General features: G+C 69.9%; 13 protein-coding genes. 2 read left to right on the top strand and 11 right to left on the bottom strand.

Annotated features, from left to right (window positions below; genetic code table 11):
* Positions 1-2: 2 nt before the first annotated feature.
* Entirely contained in the window at positions 3-2,969 is a 2,967-nt protein-coding gene (uvrA, locus tag AB0N82_RS10295) for an excinuclease ABC subunit UvrA (RefSeq protein WP_315995875.1), read from the bottom strand.
* Positions 2,970-3,073: 104 nt separating this feature from the next.
* Positions 3,074-3,502, bottom strand: a complete 429-nt coding sequence (locus AB0N82_RS10290) for a MarR family transcriptional regulator (RefSeq protein WP_363391258.1) — start codon at positions 3,500-3,502, stop codon at positions 3,074-3,076.
* 36 nt (positions 3,503-3,538) lie between these two features.
* On the opposite strand from AB0N82_RS10290, the gene AB0N82_RS10285 reads away from it, so the two are divergent.
* Positions 3,539-3,775: a hypothetical protein gene (locus tag AB0N82_RS10285; RefSeq protein ID WP_315995877.1), complete on the top strand. Its 237-nt coding sequence runs from the start codon at positions 3,539-3,541 to the stop codon at positions 3,773-3,775.
* Between the two features lie 27 nt (positions 3,776-3,802).
* Here AB0N82_RS10285 and AB0N82_RS10280 read toward each other — a convergent pair whose 3' ends face one another.
* From AB0N82_RS10280 to coaE, 3 genes are all read right to left on the bottom strand, one after another.
* Positions 3,803-4,225, bottom strand: a complete 423-nt coding sequence (locus AB0N82_RS10280; RefSeq protein WP_363391255.1) for a VOC family protein — start codon at positions 4,223-4,225, stop codon at positions 3,803-3,805.
* 16 nt (positions 4,226-4,241) lie between these two features.
* Complete coding sequence (gene uvrB, locus AB0N82_RS10275; RefSeq protein ID WP_315995879.1) at positions 4,242-6,311, bottom strand: excinuclease ABC subunit UvrB; 2,070 nt, start codon at positions 6,309-6,311, stop codon at positions 4,242-4,244.
* Positions 6,312-6,447: 136 nt separating this feature from the next.
* Positions 6,448-7,050, bottom strand: coding sequence for a dephospho-CoA kinase (gene coaE / locus AB0N82_RS10270; RefSeq protein ID WP_363391252.1), 603 nt, complete (start codon positions 7,048-7,050; stop codon positions 6,448-6,450).
* Between the two features lie 115 nt (positions 7,051-7,165).
* Between coaE and AB0N82_RS10265 the strand changes: the two genes are divergently transcribed.
* On the top strand, positions 7,166-7,540 hold the full coding sequence (locus AB0N82_RS10265) for a response regulator (protein ID WP_315995881.1): 375 nt from the start codon (positions 7,166-7,168) through the stop codon (positions 7,538-7,540).
* Positions 7,541-7,549: 9 nt separating this feature from the next.
* Here AB0N82_RS10265 and AB0N82_RS10260 read toward each other — a convergent pair whose 3' ends face one another.
* The 6 genes from AB0N82_RS10260 to AB0N82_RS10235 all read right to left on the bottom strand — a co-directional run bounded on the left by AB0N82_RS10260 (position 7,550) and on the right by AB0N82_RS10235 (position 15,517).
* On the bottom strand, positions 7,550-8,707 hold the full coding sequence (locus AB0N82_RS10260; protein ID WP_363391248.1) for a hypothetical protein: 1,158 nt from the start codon (positions 8,705-8,707) through the stop codon (positions 7,550-7,552).
* On the bottom strand, positions 8,704-10,323 hold the full coding sequence (locus AB0N82_RS10255) for a HAMP domain-containing sensor histidine kinase (RefSeq protein WP_363391245.1): 1,620 nt from the start codon (positions 10,321-10,323) through the stop codon (positions 8,704-8,706). Before AB0N82_RS10255 ends, AB0N82_RS10260 begins: the two co-directional genes overlap by 4 nt.
* Before the next feature lie 87 nt (positions 10,324-10,410).
* A complete protein-coding gene (locus tag AB0N82_RS10250) occupies positions 10,411-11,022 on the bottom strand; it encodes a hypothetical protein (RefSeq protein WP_363391242.1) in 612 nt (203 codons plus the stop codon).
* A 231-nt stretch (positions 11,023-11,253) separates the two neighbouring features.
* Complete coding sequence (locus tag AB0N82_RS10245) at positions 11,254-11,469, bottom strand: hypothetical protein (protein WP_363391239.1); 216 nt, start codon at positions 11,467-11,469, stop codon at positions 11,254-11,256.
* A gap of 426 nt (positions 11,470-11,895) precedes the next feature.
* A complete protein-coding gene (gene treS / locus AB0N82_RS10240; RefSeq protein WP_315995886.1) occupies positions 11,896-14,193 on the bottom strand; it encodes a maltose alpha-D-glucosyltransferase in 2,298 nt (765 codons plus the stop codon).
* 103 nt (positions 14,194-14,296) lie between these two features.
* Complete coding sequence (locus tag AB0N82_RS10235) at positions 14,297-15,517, bottom strand: MFS transporter (RefSeq protein ID WP_363391235.1); 1,221 nt, start codon at positions 15,515-15,517, stop codon at positions 14,297-14,299.
* Between the last annotated feature and the right edge of the window lie 205 nt (positions 15,518-15,722).

Raw genomic sequence — 15,722 nt, 5'->3', positions numbered from 1 at the left:
ACTCAGCCCGCCGCGCTCACGAGCTCCCGCTCGGCGCTGTCCGCATCCGATGCGGTGTTGCGCTGCGCGCCCGTGCGTCCGGTCTCGAGCAGTTCGGCCAGGAAAGCGCCGGTGTGGCTCTCCTCGACCTTCGCGACCTGCTCGGGCGTTCCGGTCGCGACGACCGTGCCGCCGCCGGCGCCGCCCTCGGGCCCGAGGTCGATGACCCAGTCGCTGCTCTTGATGACGTCGAGGTTGTGCTCGATGACGATGACGGTGTTCCCCTTGTCGACCAGGCCGTTCAGCACCTTCAGCAGCAGCGACACGTCTTCGAAGTGCAGACCCGTGGTGGGCTCGTCGAGCACGTAGATCGAGCGGCCGTTGCTGCGACGCTGGAGCTCGGTGGCGAGCTTGACGCGCTGCGCCTCGCCGCCCGAGAGCGTCGTGGCCGACTGCCCGAGCCGCACGTAGCCGAGGCCCACGTCGACCAGCGTCTTGAGGTAGCGGTGGATGGCCTGGATGGGTTCGAAGAACTCCGCGGCCTCCGAGATCGGCATCTCGAGCACCTCGGCGATGTTCTTCCCCTTGTAGTGCACCGACAGCGTGTCGCGGTTGTACCGCTTGCCGTGGCACACCTCGCAGTCGACGTAGACGTCGGGGAGGAAGTTCATCTCGATCTTCAGCGTTCCGTCGCCGGAGCACGCCTCGCAGCGACCGCCCTTGACGTTGAAGCTGAAGCGCCCCGCCTGGTAACCGCGCACCTTCGCCTCGGGGGTCTCGCTGAAGAGGGTGCGGATCCGGTCGAACACACCCGTGTAGGTCGCGGGATTGGAGCGCGGGGTGCGGCCGATCGGCGCCTGGTCGACGTGCACGACCTTGTCGAGGTTGTCGAGACCGGTGACCCGCGTGTGCTTGCCCGGAACGCGGCGCGCGCCGTTCAGCTTCGAGGCGAGCACTTCGTACAGGATGCCGTTCACCAGCGTCGACTTGCCCGAACCGCTCACGCCGGTGACCGAGGTGAGCACGCCGAGGGGGAAGTCGACGGTGACGTTCTTGAGGTTGTTCTCCCGCGCCCCGACGACGGTGACCTGACGCTTCTTGTCGATCTTGCGACGCGTCTGGGGCGCCTCGATCGCGCGACGGCCCGACAGGTACGCCCCCGTCAGTGAGCGCTCGTCGGTCAGCAGTTCGGCGAGGGGCCCGGAGTGCACGACGTTGCCGCCGTCGACGCCGGCGCGGGGTCCGATGTCGACCACCCAGTCGGCCGCGTGGATGGTCTCCTCGTCGTGCTCGACGACGATGAGCGTGTTGCCGAGGTCGCGCAGGGTCTCGAGCGTCTGGATGAGGCGGCGGTTGTCGCGCTGGTGCAAACCGATCGACGGCTCGTCGAGCACGTACAGCACGCCCGTCAGGCCCGAGCCGATCTGGGTGGCCAGGCGGATGCGCTGCGCCTCGCCGCCGGACAGCGTGCCGGCCGCGCGGCCGAGGCTCAGGTAGTTCAGACCCACCTGGAGCAGGAAGTCGAGGCGTGCGCGGATCTCGCGCAGCACGGCCGCGGCGATGGTCGCCTCGCGGTCGGTGAGGGTGAGCTGGGAGAAGAACTCGCGCGCGTCGGCCAGGCTCATGCGCGAGGCTGCGGCGATGGACGTGTCGTCGACGAGGACCGCCAGCACCTCGGGCTTGAGGCGGTCGCCGTCGCACACCGCGCAGGGCACCTCGCGCAGGTACTCCGCCCAGCGCTGCCGCTGGGTGTCGGACTCCGCCTGCAGGTACTGACGCTCGATGTACGGCACGACGCCCTCGAACCCGGACGAGTACCGCATCTCACGCCCGTAGCGGTTCTTCCACTTGACCGTGACCTTGTAGTTCTCGCCTCGCAGCACCGCCTGCTGCACGTCCTTCGACAGGTCTTTCCACGGGGTGTCGAGCGAGAACTTCAGGTCGCGCGCGAGACCTTCGAGCAGCCGCTCGTAGTACTGGAACAGGCCCTTGCCCTGCGTCGTCCAGGGAAGGATGGCGCCGTCGCGGATCGAGAGCTCTTCGTCGCCGAGCATGAGGTCGACGTCGACCGACATGCGGGTGCCCAGGCCCGAGCAGACGGGGCAGGCGCCGAAGGGGGCGTTGAACGAGAACGTCCGCGGCTCGATCTCGGTCAACTGCAGCGGGTGCCCGTTCGGGCACGCGAGCTTCTCGGAGAACGACTGCCAGGCGTCGTCGCCCTCTTCGTCGACGTAGTTGACCTGCATGATGCCGCCGGCCAGCCCCATCGCCGTCTCGACCGAGTCGGTGACGCGGCTGAGGATGTCTCCGGATGCCACGAGACGGTCGACCACGACGGCGATGTCGTGCTTGTAGCTCTTCTTGAGGGTCGGCGGCTCGGACAGCTGCACGAGGTCGCCGTCGACGACCGCGCGGGCGTATCCCTTCGCGCTGAGTTCCTTGAAGAGGTCGACGAACTCGCCCTTCTTCTGGGTCACCACGGGGGCGACGATCTGGTACCGCGTGCGCTCGGGCAGCTCCATGAGCTGGTCGGCGATCTGCTGCACGGTCTGCCGCTGGATGCGCGCGCCGCAGTCCGGGCAGTGGGGCACACCGATACGGGCCCACAGCAGACGCATGTAGTCGTGGATCTCGGTGATCGTGCCGACCGTCGAGCGGGGGTTGCGGTTCGTCGACTTCTGGTCGATCGACACCGCGGGGCTGAGGCCCTCGATGAAGTCGACGTCGGGGCGATCGACCTGCCCGAGGAACTGACGGGCGTAGGCGCTCAGCGACTCGACGTAACGCCGCTGGCCCTCCGCGAAGATCGTGTCGAAGGCGAGGCTCGACTTGCCTGAGCCCGAGAGTCCCGTGAAGACGACCAGCGAATCGCGGGGGATGTCGAGGTCGACGTCCTTGAGGTTGTGGACGCGCGCACCCCGGACGCTGAGCTTGCCGCTGGTGGCGGAATTCGCGGACGACGAGGGCGAAGAGACAGGAACGATCGGCACCTGTTAAGTCTAGGTCGACCCTCCGACATCGGCCCCGGGTTCGCCCCGAGCGCACGGATGTGCGAGGCTCGCGCACCGTCGCCGTGCTCGGAAGGCGAGGTCGCTCAGTCCCGCACGGGAGACGCGAACGGCGCGAGACCGTCGCGCAGGGCGATGAGCGAGCGCTCGTCGGCGCCGACGCGCTCCATGATCTTGCCCGGCACCTCGAGCGCCGCGGCGCGGAGCGCCCGCCCCTCGTCGGTGAGGTCGATGTCGAGGACGCGCTCGTCGTCGACACGACGCCGACGCGCGACCCGCCCCTGCGCTTCGAGGCGTTTCACCAAGGGTGAAAGGGTCGCCGGCTCCATGGCGAGTTCCGCGGCCAGCGTCCCGAGCGACCGCGGCGCGTCCTCCCACAGGGCGAGCATCACGAGATACTGCGGGTGCGTCAGCCCGAGCGGCTCCAGCACGGGCCGGTAGGTCGACACGACGTTCCGTGCGGCCGTGACGAGGGCGAAGCACACCTGGTTCTCCAGCTTGAGCGGATCTTCCACGGCCTCCTCCTTCGAACAGTTAGTACACTAATAATCATGACACGAAAGGATGCCGACCGCCCGTCCCTGCGCGCACGCGTACGCGAGGCCGGCGGCTGGTACCAGTACCTCAACACCCGCCTCATCCGCGTCGCGGGGCCGGCGTCGGTCGGCCCCTACGAGACCACACCCGAGCCCGTGCGAACCGGACGCCCCTGCCCCCTGTGCGGCCACGCGATGGCCGAGCATTCGGTGGACCGGACGGGACCGAAGCCGTTGCTGCACTGCCCCTGACCACGGCGGGTTCCTCGCTCGCCTTCGTCACCCCAGCTGTGGACGGCCCAGTTCGTCCAACGGCCATCCGGGATTGACCGCCACTTCCCAGGGGTGGCCGTCCGGATCGACGAAGACCCCGGAGTAGCCGCCCCAGACGGTGGGGGCTCCGCCGCGCGCGAGCCGGGCCCCGGCCGATCGAGCCGCCTCCAGGATGCCGTCGACCTCGGCCGGGGTGCCGACATTGTGCGCGAGGGTGACGCCACCCCACCCGCCGCCGTCGGTGACCCCGGAGTCCGCGGCGAGGGCATCTCGAGCCCACAGCGCGACGACGAGCCCGCCGGTGTCGTAGAAAGCCACCTCGCCATCGACGGACGTCGGATGGGCCTGCCAACCGAGCGCCCCGTAGAAGGTGATCGCACGGGCGAGATCCTGCACTCCGAGGGTGATCAGGGTGACGCGCTGGTCCATCGGTCGCTCCCCCGGCTCAGGCGTGCCCGGCCCGCTCCATCGCGCGAAGCTCCTTCTTCATGTCCTGCACCTCGTCGCGCAGACGCCCGGCCAACTCGAACTTGAGTTCCGCCGCGGCGGCGAGCATCTGCTGGGTGAGGTCGGCGATGGTCGATTCGAGCTGGTCCGCGCCCTCGGCCGCGATCCCCGTGCGACGCAGCGAGGGCGTGGGCGACTTGCCCTTGCCCGCCTTGTCGTTTCGGGCGAGCAGCTTCTTGGTGTCCGTCGCTTCGCGGTTGAGAACCTCGGTGATGTCGGCGATCTTCTTCCGCAGCGGCTGCGGGTCGATGCCGTGCTCGGTGTTGTAGGCGATCTGCTTCTCGCGACGTCGCTCCGTCTCGTCGATGGCGTTGCGCATCGAGTCGGTCACCTTGTCGGCGTACATGTGCACCTCGCCCGAGACGTTTCTCGCGGCACGGCCGATCGTCTGGATGAGTGAGGTGCCGCTGCGCAGGAAGCCCTCCTTGTCGGCGTCGAGGATCGCCACCAGCGAGACCTCGGGCAGGTCGAGACCCTCGCGCAACAGGTTGATGCCGACGAGCACGTCGTAGACGCCGGCGCGCAGCTCCGTGAGCAGTTCGACGCGGCGCAGGGTGTCGACGTCCGAGTGCAGATAGCGCACGCGCACTCCGTGCTCTCCCAGGAAGTCGGTGAGCTCCTCCGCCATCTTCTTGGTGAGGGTGGTGACCAGCACGCGCTCGTCACGCTCGACGCGCACCCGGATCTCCTCGAGCAGGTCGTCGATCTGCCCCTTCGACGGTTTGACGATGATCTCGGGGTCGACGAGTCCGGTCGGGCGGATGATCTGCTCGACGACTCCGTCTGCGATCCCCATCTCGTAGCGCCCCGGGGTGGCCGAGAGATAGACGGTCTGCCCCACGCGCTCCTTGAACTCGTCCCAGCGCAACGGACGGTTGTCCATCGCGCTCGGCAGACGGAAGCCGTGCTCCACCAGGGTGCGCTTGCGCGATGCGTCTCCCTCGTACATCGCGCCGATCTGCGGCACGGTCACGTGCGACTCGTCGATCACCAGCAGGAAGTCGTCGGGGAAGAAGTCGAGCAGCGTGTGGGGCGGATCACCGGCCATGCGGCCGTCCATGTGACGCGAGTAGTTCTCGATACCCGAGCAGAAGCCGAGCTGCTGCAGCATTTCGAGGTCGAAGGTCGTGCGCATGCGGAGACGCTGCGCCTCGAGAAGCTTGTTCTGCGACTCGAGCTCCTTGAGCCGCTCGTCGAGCTCGTGCTCGATGGTGCCGATGGCGCGCTGCACCGTCTCGGTCCCCGCGACGTAGTGCGACGCCGGGAAGATCGGCACGGAGTCCATCTTCTCGATGACGTCGCCCGTGAGCGGATGGAGCGTGTAGAGCGCCTCGATCTCGTCACCGAACATCTCGATGCGGATGGCGTACTCCTCGTAGACCGGGATGATCTCGATCGTGTCGCCCCGCACGCGGAAGTTGCCGCGCGAGAAGTCGACGTCGTTGCGGTTGTACTGCATCGAGATGAATTTGCGGATGAGCGCGTCTCGGTCGTACCGCTCCCCCACCTGCAGGGCGACCATGGCGCGCAGGTATTCCTCGGGCGCACCGAGGCCGTAGATGCACGAGACCGTCGAGACCACCACGACGTCGCGGCGAGACAGCAACGAGTTCGTCGTCGAGTGACGCAGCCGTTCGACCTCGGCGTTGATCGAGCTGTCTTTCTCGATGAACGTATCGGTCTGCGGCACGTAGGCCTCGGGCTGGTAGTAGTCGTAGTACGACACGAAGTATTCGACGGCGTTGTTCGGCATGAGCGCACGGAACTCGTTCGCGAGCTGCGCCGCGAGGGTCTTGTTGTGCGCGAGCACCAGGGTCGGACGCTGCACCTGCTCGACGAGCCAGGCGGTGGTCGCCGACTTGCCGGTTCCGGTGGCGCCGAGCAGCACCACGTCTGTCTCGCCCGCGTTGATGCGGCCCGCGAGATCGGCGATGGCCTGCGGCTGATCGCCGGACGGGGAGTATTCGCTGATGACCTCGAAGGGACGCACGGAGCGAGTGGGCTGCATGATTCCAGCGTAGGCGGGGCCTCCGACATCGGGGTCGGGTTGCGTTCGCCGTGGGCGAGCGCGAATGCTCTCGGCCGCTCGTCGGCCCGTCGACGGCGGGATGCGACCGCGGCGACGACGTGCCCCGTGACCGCGGTCAGTCCGCCGGGAAGATCCGCGCCCAGAGGTCGTCGACCTGGCTCCGCGTGTCATCCATCGTCGTCGAGGTGTCGATCACCACGTCGGCCAGCGCCAGGCGGTCCTCGTCGGACGCCTGCGAGCCCACGCGCGCACGGGCGTCCGCCTCGGAGAGTCCTCGGCCCTCGATGAGCCGCCGCACGCGCGTCTCGGCCGGCGCATGAGCGACGATCACGAGATCCCACGCGTCCCCGGCGCGCGCCTCGGCGAGCAACGGGACGTCGTAGACCACGACGGCCGCGGGGTCGCGGGCGAAGGCTTCGTCGAAGCGCCGCTGCGACTCCGCCCTGACCGCGGGGTGCACGAGGGCGTTGAGAGCGGCCAATCGGTCGGGGTGACCGAACACCCGCGCTCCGAGAGCGGGCCGATCGAGTGCTCCCTCGGCCGTGAGCACGTCGTCTCCGAACTCGCGGGCGATCGCCGACAGAACCGGCGATCCGGGCGCCTGCACCTCGCGCACGATGGCGTCGGCGTCGACGACCACGGCGCCGCGTCCGGCCAGGAGGGCGGCGATGGTGGACTTCCCGGAGGCGATCCCACCCGTCAGCGCGAGAAGAGGCACCCGACGAGGATGCCACAACACGACGTCCCGGGCACCCCCGAGCGTCACGGCGCTGCGTCGTCTACGATTCCCCCAGGTGGGATCGCTCCCGGACCCACCCGACGAAAGCTCCGCCATGCCCGATGCCCGCACCACGGTGGTGATCGAGGACGACCTCGACATCCGCACGCTCGTGTCCACCGTGCTCGAGAGCGCGGGCTTCACGGTGCACGCAGCGAGCACCGGACTCGACGGCATCGAACTGGTCCGACTCCACGCGCCGGTGGTCACGACGCTCGACGTGAGCATGCCGGGAATCGACGGTTTCGAGACCGCACGGCGCATCAGGGCCTTCAGCGACACGCGCATCCTCATGGTGAGCGCCCGCGCCGACGAGGCGGAGCAGCGCACGGGGCGCGAGGCCGGAGCGGACGACTACCTGACGAAACCGTTCCGACCCCGCGAGCTGCGCCAGCGGGTGGAAGACCTGGCCGCGGCCGCCGGGGCCTGACGGCCGCTCTCAGCCGATCCGGAAGGACTGCTCGCCCGTGACGGCGGCCCGCGCGGCCGCTTCATCGGCCCGCAGCGTGAGCGCGCGGGAATCGTGACCGTGGTCCGCCGTGACAGCGACGCCGACCCCCACCACGGGCACCACCGCGGTACCGAGGCGCGAGAGATCGCTCACGACGCTGTCGTGCAGTGCGCGTGCGACGCGCCCGATGTCGGTGGTCGGACCGGTCGTGAAGGCGACCGCGAGGCCTGTTGCATCGGCCTCCCCCACCAGCGCCATCGTGGGCGAGTACCGACGCACCGCTCCGCGCAGCTCGCGGGCGAGCTGCTCGGCATCCTCCGGGCCGAAGGCGACCGAGACGCGCTTCAGGTCGTCGATCCGGATGCCGATCACGCACACGCCCTCACCGGCGAGTTCCGCCCGCGCGCAGACGATGGCGAGCGTCGCCTCGAACGACTCGCGGAACAGCACGCCGTTGGCATCCACCGAGAGTCGGCGGACGTCGGGCGAGCCGCGCAGGGTCGACTCGTTCGCCCGGAGGACGGAGGTCACCGTCACCGCGGCGATCACGAGGGTGATGGTCAGCAGAGCGGAGACGCGGGTGTCGTACACCGTCCGGAAGAGGTCGCTCTCGGGGCCGCTGACGATGAACACCGCCGTGCGGCTGACGAACCACACCGCCTCGATCGCGAGGATGATGGTGAGCCCCACGGCGCTCCACCGCCTCCCGATGGCGCCGCGGCGCGTCTCGACGGCTCCGAGAACGGCGAACAGCGCGTTGCCCAGGAAGAACGGGATGGCACCTGCCCAATCGCCACCGGCCGGACCGGCTGCCAGGGCGGACACCACCACGAGGAGGATGACCGCGCCGACGACGATCGAGGGCACGCGAAGGGGGCGGCCGTTGAAGGCCACGCACCCCAGCCAGATGAACGCCGTCGCACCGACGAACGCCCCGTTGCCCACGGCGACCGCCACGAACACGTCGGGCAGCAGCAGCCACGCGAGGTAGCAGACGGCGGAGAAAGTGCCGGACAGGTAGGCGCTCGCCCACAGCCGCCCCGGGAGGCCGTCCTTGAGCATGATCGTGTCGAGCAGGTACATGACCGCGGAGACGACGATCACGAGGGCTGCCGAGGCCTGCAGCGTCAGAACGTCGAAGATCACTCGCCCTCCCGGGGGTTTCGAGGCAGCCGCACGGTGAAGGCGGCGCCCTCGCCGGGGGCGGTCCGCACGGTGATCTCGCCACCGTGGGCCCGGGCGAGGTCGCGACTGATCGCCAGACCGAGGCCGCTGCCGTGCGCCGAGGAATTGCGCACGGCGTCGCCGCGGAAGAAGCGCTCGAACAGGCGCCCCTGCTCGGTGAGGGAGATCCCGGGGCCATCGTCGGCCACGACGATCGAGACCGAGTGCAGGTCCTGCTGCACGGCCACGCTCACCGCCGCGTCGCGGGGGATGTACTTGATCGCGTTCGACAGGAGGTTGTCGACGATCTGACGCACGCGGCGCGCGTCGATCACCGCTCGCGCCTCGACGACGCCCGAGGCGTCGATGTGCACGCCGTGGTCCACGGCGCGTGGGGCGATCGACTCGATCGCCGCCCGCACCACCGCCGCGACATCGGCGGATCGGAGTTCGAGCTCCACCCCCACTCCTTCGCGCGAGGTGGCCGACAGAGCCAGGATGTCGGCGACCAACTCCAGCAGACGCGACGCGTTGCGTTCGGCCACGGTCAGCCGGTCGCGGGTGCCGGGGGCGATGGAGGGGTCGTCGAGCGCGAGTTCGAGGTAGCCGATGATCGAGGTGAGCGGCGTACGCAGCTCGTGCGACACGCTCGCCACGAGGTCCTCCCGCGCGCGACGCGCCTGCTCCTCGACCGTGACGTCGCGCGAGACGATGACCGCGCTGATCTCGCCGGTCTCGGCCGCCGGCAGTCGGCGCGCGGTCACGCTCAGCGCGCGTCGGTCCTCCCCCGGCCCGCCGTACCAGACCATCTCGCCCTCGAACACCTCGCCGGCTCGCGCACGGGCGAGAGGCGTGGCATCCGCGGCGATCAGCGTCGAGCCGTCCGCGGCGAAGACCTCGACCTCCCGCCCCAGCACGTCGGTGGTGTTCAGCAGTCGCGCGTGAGCGGCGTTCGTGACGGCGAACTCTCCGGCCGCCGTGACGCGGGTGACGCCGAAATCGACGGCATCCAGAACCTCCGTGACGAGATCCTCCTGCCGACGCGCGCGCTCCACGGCGCGGCGCAGCTCCGCGGACTGCTTCTCGAGGAGCTCGCGCTGCGCCTGCGAGCGACGCGCGGTGAAGTGGGCGATGGTCGACAGCGCGGCGACGACGAACGGCAGCAGCAGCGTGGAGGCGGTGAAGCGCTGCAGGTCGATGACGACGGCTTGGTGGACCATCACGATTGTCACCGAGACCGAGATCGCGACGATGCCCCACACCCCGAACACCGTGCCGATCCAGAGCGCCGGGAAGGCCCAGAGCAGTCCGAGACCCGCCAGCGGCGCGCTCTCGCGCATCAGGGCGACGGCCACGACGTCGACGATCGGCAGCAGGGCGGCCCACAGCTGGGACACGCGGTCCCAGGGCAGCAGGACCGCGGCGATCGCCCCGGCGAAGAGCAGGGACGCACCCGCGAGGAACAGGGTGGGGTCGACCACGTGCCCGACCGCGATCGACACCAGGATGCCGATGAGCGCGGCCGCCGAAAGGAGCATCTGGTTCGCCACGATGCTGCGCCGCAGACCGAGGCGCACACGGGAGATGCGGGGCGCCATGGCCTCGACGATATCGTCTCACCGAGCCTCGGACGCGCGCTCGGACCGCGGCACGCCGACGTTCGCCGCCGGCGCGGGTCTCACGGATCAGAACCCGAAGTCTCCGCCGCCGAAGTCACCTCCCCCGAAATCGCCTCCGCCGAGATCTCCCCCACCGAAGCCGCCGGCATCGCCGCCGCCCATATCCGCCGCCGCATCGCCTCCGGAACCATCGGTTCCCGCGTCCGCGGCGACGCCGTCCGCGTAGCCGGCGTCGTATCCGGGGTCGAACATCGCGCCCACGAGGGCGGAGCCCACCACGTACCCGCCGATCGTGCCGAGCATCGACGCGCCGAGCATCGAGCCGAACCCGGGCCCCGCCCCGCCGCCGCTGAAGGAGCGACCGCCGAACGTCCGCTCCATGAAGCCCGGCTGCGAGTACTCCGCACGCGTGGCCGCGCGGGCGAGGGCCCGAGGGGCATCGCTCGCCGGCCGCTCCGACGCCGCCAACCCCGACGACATCTCGTCGAGCACCTGGCGGCGCTGCGCCGGCGTGAGGCGTTCGAAGGCCTCGGCGTGCACCTGCTCCACCGTCTCGGGCGGCGCCGTACGCAGCAGATAGCGGTAGCGCTCGATCGCCCGCTGGTCGTCCGGGGAACCGGATGCCGTCGAGTCGGCCTGGGCGGGGGGCGGCGCGTATCGTCCCCCCGCATCGCGCATCCCGCTCGCCCCGCCACGGGGTGCGGGGGGCGGGGTGCGGTCTGACGCGTCGTCCCCTGATCCGAACAACCGGTCGAAAAGTCCCATGTCTCGGCCTTCCTCGTCGTCGCTTCACGCTACGACGCGGATCGGAGGAGGAGGGAGGGGTTGTCACCGCGCTCACCGCGTCGTACTCCCCCGACGCCGTCATCCGCACCGATGTCAGCCGCCACGGTGTCCGCCGCGACGGTGTCAGCCGCGACGCGCGATCGCCTCGCTCGTCCACCGCGCGTACAGCGCCCACGGGTCGTCGACCCCGGCGGACAACCCGGAGACGTGCGCGTCCAGCGCCGCGCTGCGCCGGAACCACTCCGTGCGGCCGAACCTCGCGTCGGCGAACTGGGTGTGACGACGTCTCTCGACGAGGCGGTCCCCCGGCTCGAATGCGAGCAGCTCGTCGTGCCACACGGCGGCGAGACGCTGTCGCGGCTGCGCGCTCGTTCCGATCTTGATGCGGTCCTCGAATCTCAGGTAGTAGACGATATCGACCCGGGGCGGGGGAGCTCCCCGTCGACGGGTTCACCGTGACGCCATTCGCACACGGCGCACAACCACCCGCTCGGCCAGCGCACGCCCAGCCGCGACCCGCAGAGCCGGCACGGCGTGGGCAACAGGTCGGTGACGCCGTCGGTCGCCGCTGCCCAGTCCGCCCCGACGGCGAGGTGCCAGGTGCAGACGCGCACGGGCGCGTCGGCATCGACGTCTCGTCGACAGCCGGACACGAGGCAGGCGGAGGTGGGCACGCGAACACGCTACGCCGAGCCCCCGACATCGTCGCGCCCGCCGAACGGGGCGGGGAGAGCGGCCCGTCGGGCCACCGCTCCCCGCCGCGACTCAGTCGTCGGTCTCGGGCGCCTCCAGCACCAGGAAGAGCCCCGCGTACGGGCCGAGTTCGAGCGAGAAGCTCTGCAGCTCGTCCACGCGACCGACGACGTCTCCGGTGGCGGCGTCGACGGCCGTGCTCTGCGGCACGAGGAACTCCGAACGCACGGTGCCCTCGATGGTCTCGCCCGAGAAGTTGAGCACCGTGATCTGCAGCGGGGCGTCCTCGGCGCGGCGATCCCCGCCGTCCAGGCGATGCACCATCACGAGCATGCTGGGGTGCCCCACCTGCGGGATGTCGACCTGCGTGGCGATGGCGATGCCGTGGTCCCCGCGGATGCGGAGCACGTCGCGCAGCCCGGAGAGGAACGACTCCGGGTTCGCCTGCTGATCGCCCAGCGATCCGTACAGCGAGCGGGCCCGCGGCATCCCCGAGACCGAGGAGACGGCCTCCGGAGCGACGTCGAGCAGGTCGTGGCCGCCTCGCTCGATCCACCGGGTGTCGCCCGACGCGATGAGATGGCGCACGTCGTCAGCGGGCAGCGTGAGCGAACCCGTGAGGTCCCATCCCGAGAGCGCGAACACCCCCGGCTGCCACGAGTTGTACTTGGCCAGCAGCAGGTGCGCGTCGCGGATCGCGGGGATGTCCGCATCCGTGATGTCGTCGAGCGTCGCTTTCCCCTGCGTCGCGGCGATCAGCGATGCCGTGGTGCAGGCGATGCCGTTCTGCGTGAAGACGAGGTTGTAGTCCGCGTCGACCGTGAGCTTCTGCGTCAGGTCGGCCCGCACCATCTCGGCGATCTCGCCACCGGTGTGCTCCTCGTGGCGGAACGGGTAGACGGTGTCGCGGTGCGTCGTCGCCCAGTGCACGAGCTCGTAGGTGAGCTCGTCGTGGTTCTGCATCCCGTGCACGAGCTGCACCGGTTCGACACCGGTCTCGAGGGCGGTGTTCAGAGCGAGGCGGAGGAATTCCGTGTTCGCCGTCGCGAGCGCGTGGTGGTACCCGGGCCGGGTGACGAAGTCGTACGACAGATCGGCTCCGACGGCGCCCGTATCGCGGATGTCCTCCATCGTGAGGTTGAGCTCTTGGAACGTGAACCCGCCGACCTTGCGCACCATCCCGGCGATGATGTGGTTCGCCGCGTGCGACAGGGGGTGGCCCTCCGACCACGCCGGCAGACCCTCCGCGCTCTTCTCGACGCCGAGGAAGCCGTTGGCATCCAGTCGCAGCGCGCTCGTTCCCAGGTCACCGAGCGAGTGCAGGGCGTCGCCGATCACCAGGCGCATCCCCGCGAACGTGGGGTCGAGCCAGTTGATCGAGGGCTGGCCCTCCTTGAAGTAGTGCAGATACACCCAGCGGCGCTCGAGCCCGTCGGTTCCCACCACGGGCGCCGTAGCGCTCCAGTTGGTCTCCTTCACGCCGGGCGTGTAGAAGATCACGCGCTGCAGCTCGCCGATGATGTAGCCCCGGGCGCTCAGCTCGCGCTCGGTCTCCGCGTCGAGGTTGACGGAGTCGCGCCCGGCCGGGACCTCCGGCAGCAGGGCCCAGTCCTCGCGCGGGATCTCGACCATGTGGTAGATCCCGGGGTAGTCCTTGTACGCCATCTCGGCGAGGCGGAAGTCCGCCCCCTTGCCCGTGTGCCCGGGCACGATGTCGTCGATCACGCTGCCGCCGTGCGACTCGGCGACGTCCGCGACGCGGCGGAACGCGTTCTCGTCACCGAACTCGGGATCGATCTGCGTGCTGATGCGGTCGAAGTGCCCGTCGACGCTGGGCGTCTCCTGCCATCCCGTGATGCCGCCCGCCCGCTTCACGGGACCCGTGTGGATGCCGTTGATCCCGACCCACTCGAACGCCTCCCACAGCGCCTCGTCACCGAGCGCGTCGAGGAACGACTCCCCCGGCCGAGTGATCAGCGAGATGGGGTACGCGGTGAACCAGACGTCGGTCGACTCGATCGCCCGTCGGGCGTCCGGACGCGCGTAGGGGTTCCGCCACATCGACGGCTGGCCCGACAACTGCCGACTGAGCACGTCGGCGTCCTTGAGCATCGACTGACGAACCAGCCACTCCACGTACGACGGATTGCCGCCGTTGGCGTTGCGCGGGTCGGTGAGGAAGCGTCGCAGCGTCCCGCCCCGGAACTGATCCCGCGGACGCAGTCGTCGCGGGCGTGCGGGATACCGCTGCTCGTCGTAACTGATCTCGGTGACGGTCTCGCCCGCCTCGTCGATGTCATCCGCGGCGGCGTGCTGCTGCGCGTCGACCAGCTCGTCATCCGTCATGGTGCGCTCTTCGGCGTCGTCCACTCCCGACCTCCCTCACGTCACCTTCGACGCTAGTCGGTTCCCTCCGTGTCGGACGTGGGCATTGACCTCCGGATGCCGCGTGTCGATGAATCGGCACGAATGCTCAGGCGGATGCGACCGGCCGGCCCCCGCCGCGCAGCACCAGCAGAGCCAGGATGAGGGCCGTCGCGCACATCGTCAGCACCGCCCCCAGGAACCAACCCCACCCCGCGGCGCCGAACACGATGCCCAGCGCCCACCCGAACAGGCTCGAGCCGGCGTAGTAGCCGAGGTAGTACAACGACGAGGCCTGCGCCCGCGCCTCCGGTATGGCCGCGACCGGCGTCCATCCGGATGCCACCGCGTGCGCCGCGAAGAATCCGGCGGTGAAGGCGATCAGGCCCGCCAGCACGGCGACGACCGCGGGCACGAGCATCAGTGCGGCCCCGGCTGCCATCACCGCGGTCCCCGCGACGAGAACGGGAAGGCGACCGTGTCTCACCGCCAGCGCTCCCGCCTGAGGAGACGAGACCGTCCCCGCCAGGTAAGCGAGGAACAGCAGGGTGATGACCGCCGGGGCGAGCAAGAACGGTGGCGCGCTCAGGTGGAAGCCGAGGTAGTTGTAGACCGCGACGAAAGCCCCCATCAGCAGGAAGCCCTGCGCGTACAGGGCCAGCTGCATCGATGAACGCAGATTCACCGCCAGGCGGCGACGGATCGACGGCCCCCGCACCGCGCGATGACGGCCCGGGACGAAGCCCCGGGCTGCCGGAACCAGCGTGAGGAACACCACCGCCGCGATCACGCAGAGAAGAACGACGGATGCCACCCCCCATCGCCAGCCGGCCGCCTCTCCCACCCAGCCCGACAGCACGCGCCCGCTCAGGCCGCCGACGGTGGTCCCCGCGATGTAGGAGCCCGCCGCTGCGGCGACGTGGCGCGCGTCGACCTCCTCGCTCAGGTAAGCCAGGGCGACGGCCGGGACGGCGCCGAGGGCGGCCCCCTCGAGCAGGCGCAGCACGAGGAGGACGACGATGTCGTGCGCCACGGGAGTGAGCGCCCCGAGCACCGTCGCAGCGATGAGCCCGATGGCCATGGCAGGCACGCGTCCGATGCGATCGGCGACGATCGACCACGGGATCACCGCCGCAGCCAGACCCATCGTGGATGCCGACACGGTCAGCGCGGCACCGGCGGGAGGCGTCCCCACGTCCGCCGAGATCGCCGGCAGAAGCGCCTGCGTCGAATACAGCTGCGCGAAGGTGGCCACTCCGCCGAAGAAGAGCCCGATGAGAAGCCGCCGATAGTCGCGGCTGCCGGGAAGGTGCCCCGCGAATTCGCTCACTCCGTCGACCTTAGCCGTCCGGGTACGGCGAAGCGCCGGTCCGCGTCCCCCCTCGATACCAAAAGGAAGGGGGGTGCGTACCGACGCTGTCACCGTACGGGCGGGGAATGTGCCCGTAAATGCGAAATGGCCACCCAGCGTTGGGTGGCCATTTCGTTAAAGGAAGTCCGGCGGTGTCCTACTCTCCCACAGGGTCCCCCCTGCA

Source organism: Microbacterium sp. NPDC089186, from assembly GCF_040685115.1.
In the GTDB taxonomy this organism is placed as follows: Bacteria; Actinomycetota; Actinomycetes; order Actinomycetales; family Microbacteriaceae; genus Microbacterium; species Microbacterium galbum.
Note: the sequence above shows the minus strand (reverse complement) of the source record. Positions and strands in the feature narration are given on the sequence as shown.

What these genes read in the sequence shown, in the direction of transcription:
- AB0N82_RS10250 (WP_363391242.1), bottom strand. Translation starts at nt 11,022, where the DNA reads ATGCGCGATGCGGGGGGACGATACGCGCCGCCCCCCGCCCAGGCCGAC.
- uvrB (WP_315995879.1), bottom strand. Translation starts at nt 6,311, where the DNA reads ATGCAGCCCACTCGCTCCGTGCGTCCCTTCGAGGTCATCAGCGAATAC.
- AB0N82_RS10285 (WP_315995877.1), top strand. Translation starts at nt 3,539, where the DNA reads ATGACACGAAAGGATGCCGACCGCCCGTCCCTGCGCGCACGCGTACGC.
- AB0N82_RS10255 (WP_363391245.1), bottom strand. Translation starts at nt 10,323, where the DNA reads ATGGCGCCCCGCATCTCCCGTGTGCGCCTCGGTCTGCGGCGCAGCATC.
- AB0N82_RS10265 (WP_315995881.1), top strand. Translation starts at nt 7,166, where the DNA reads ATGCCCGATGCCCGCACCACGGTGGTGATCGAGGACGACCTCGACATC.
- AB0N82_RS10280 (WP_363391255.1), bottom strand. Translation starts at nt 4,225, where the DNA reads ATGGACCAGCGCGTCACCCTGATCACCCTCGGAGTGCAGGATCTCGCC.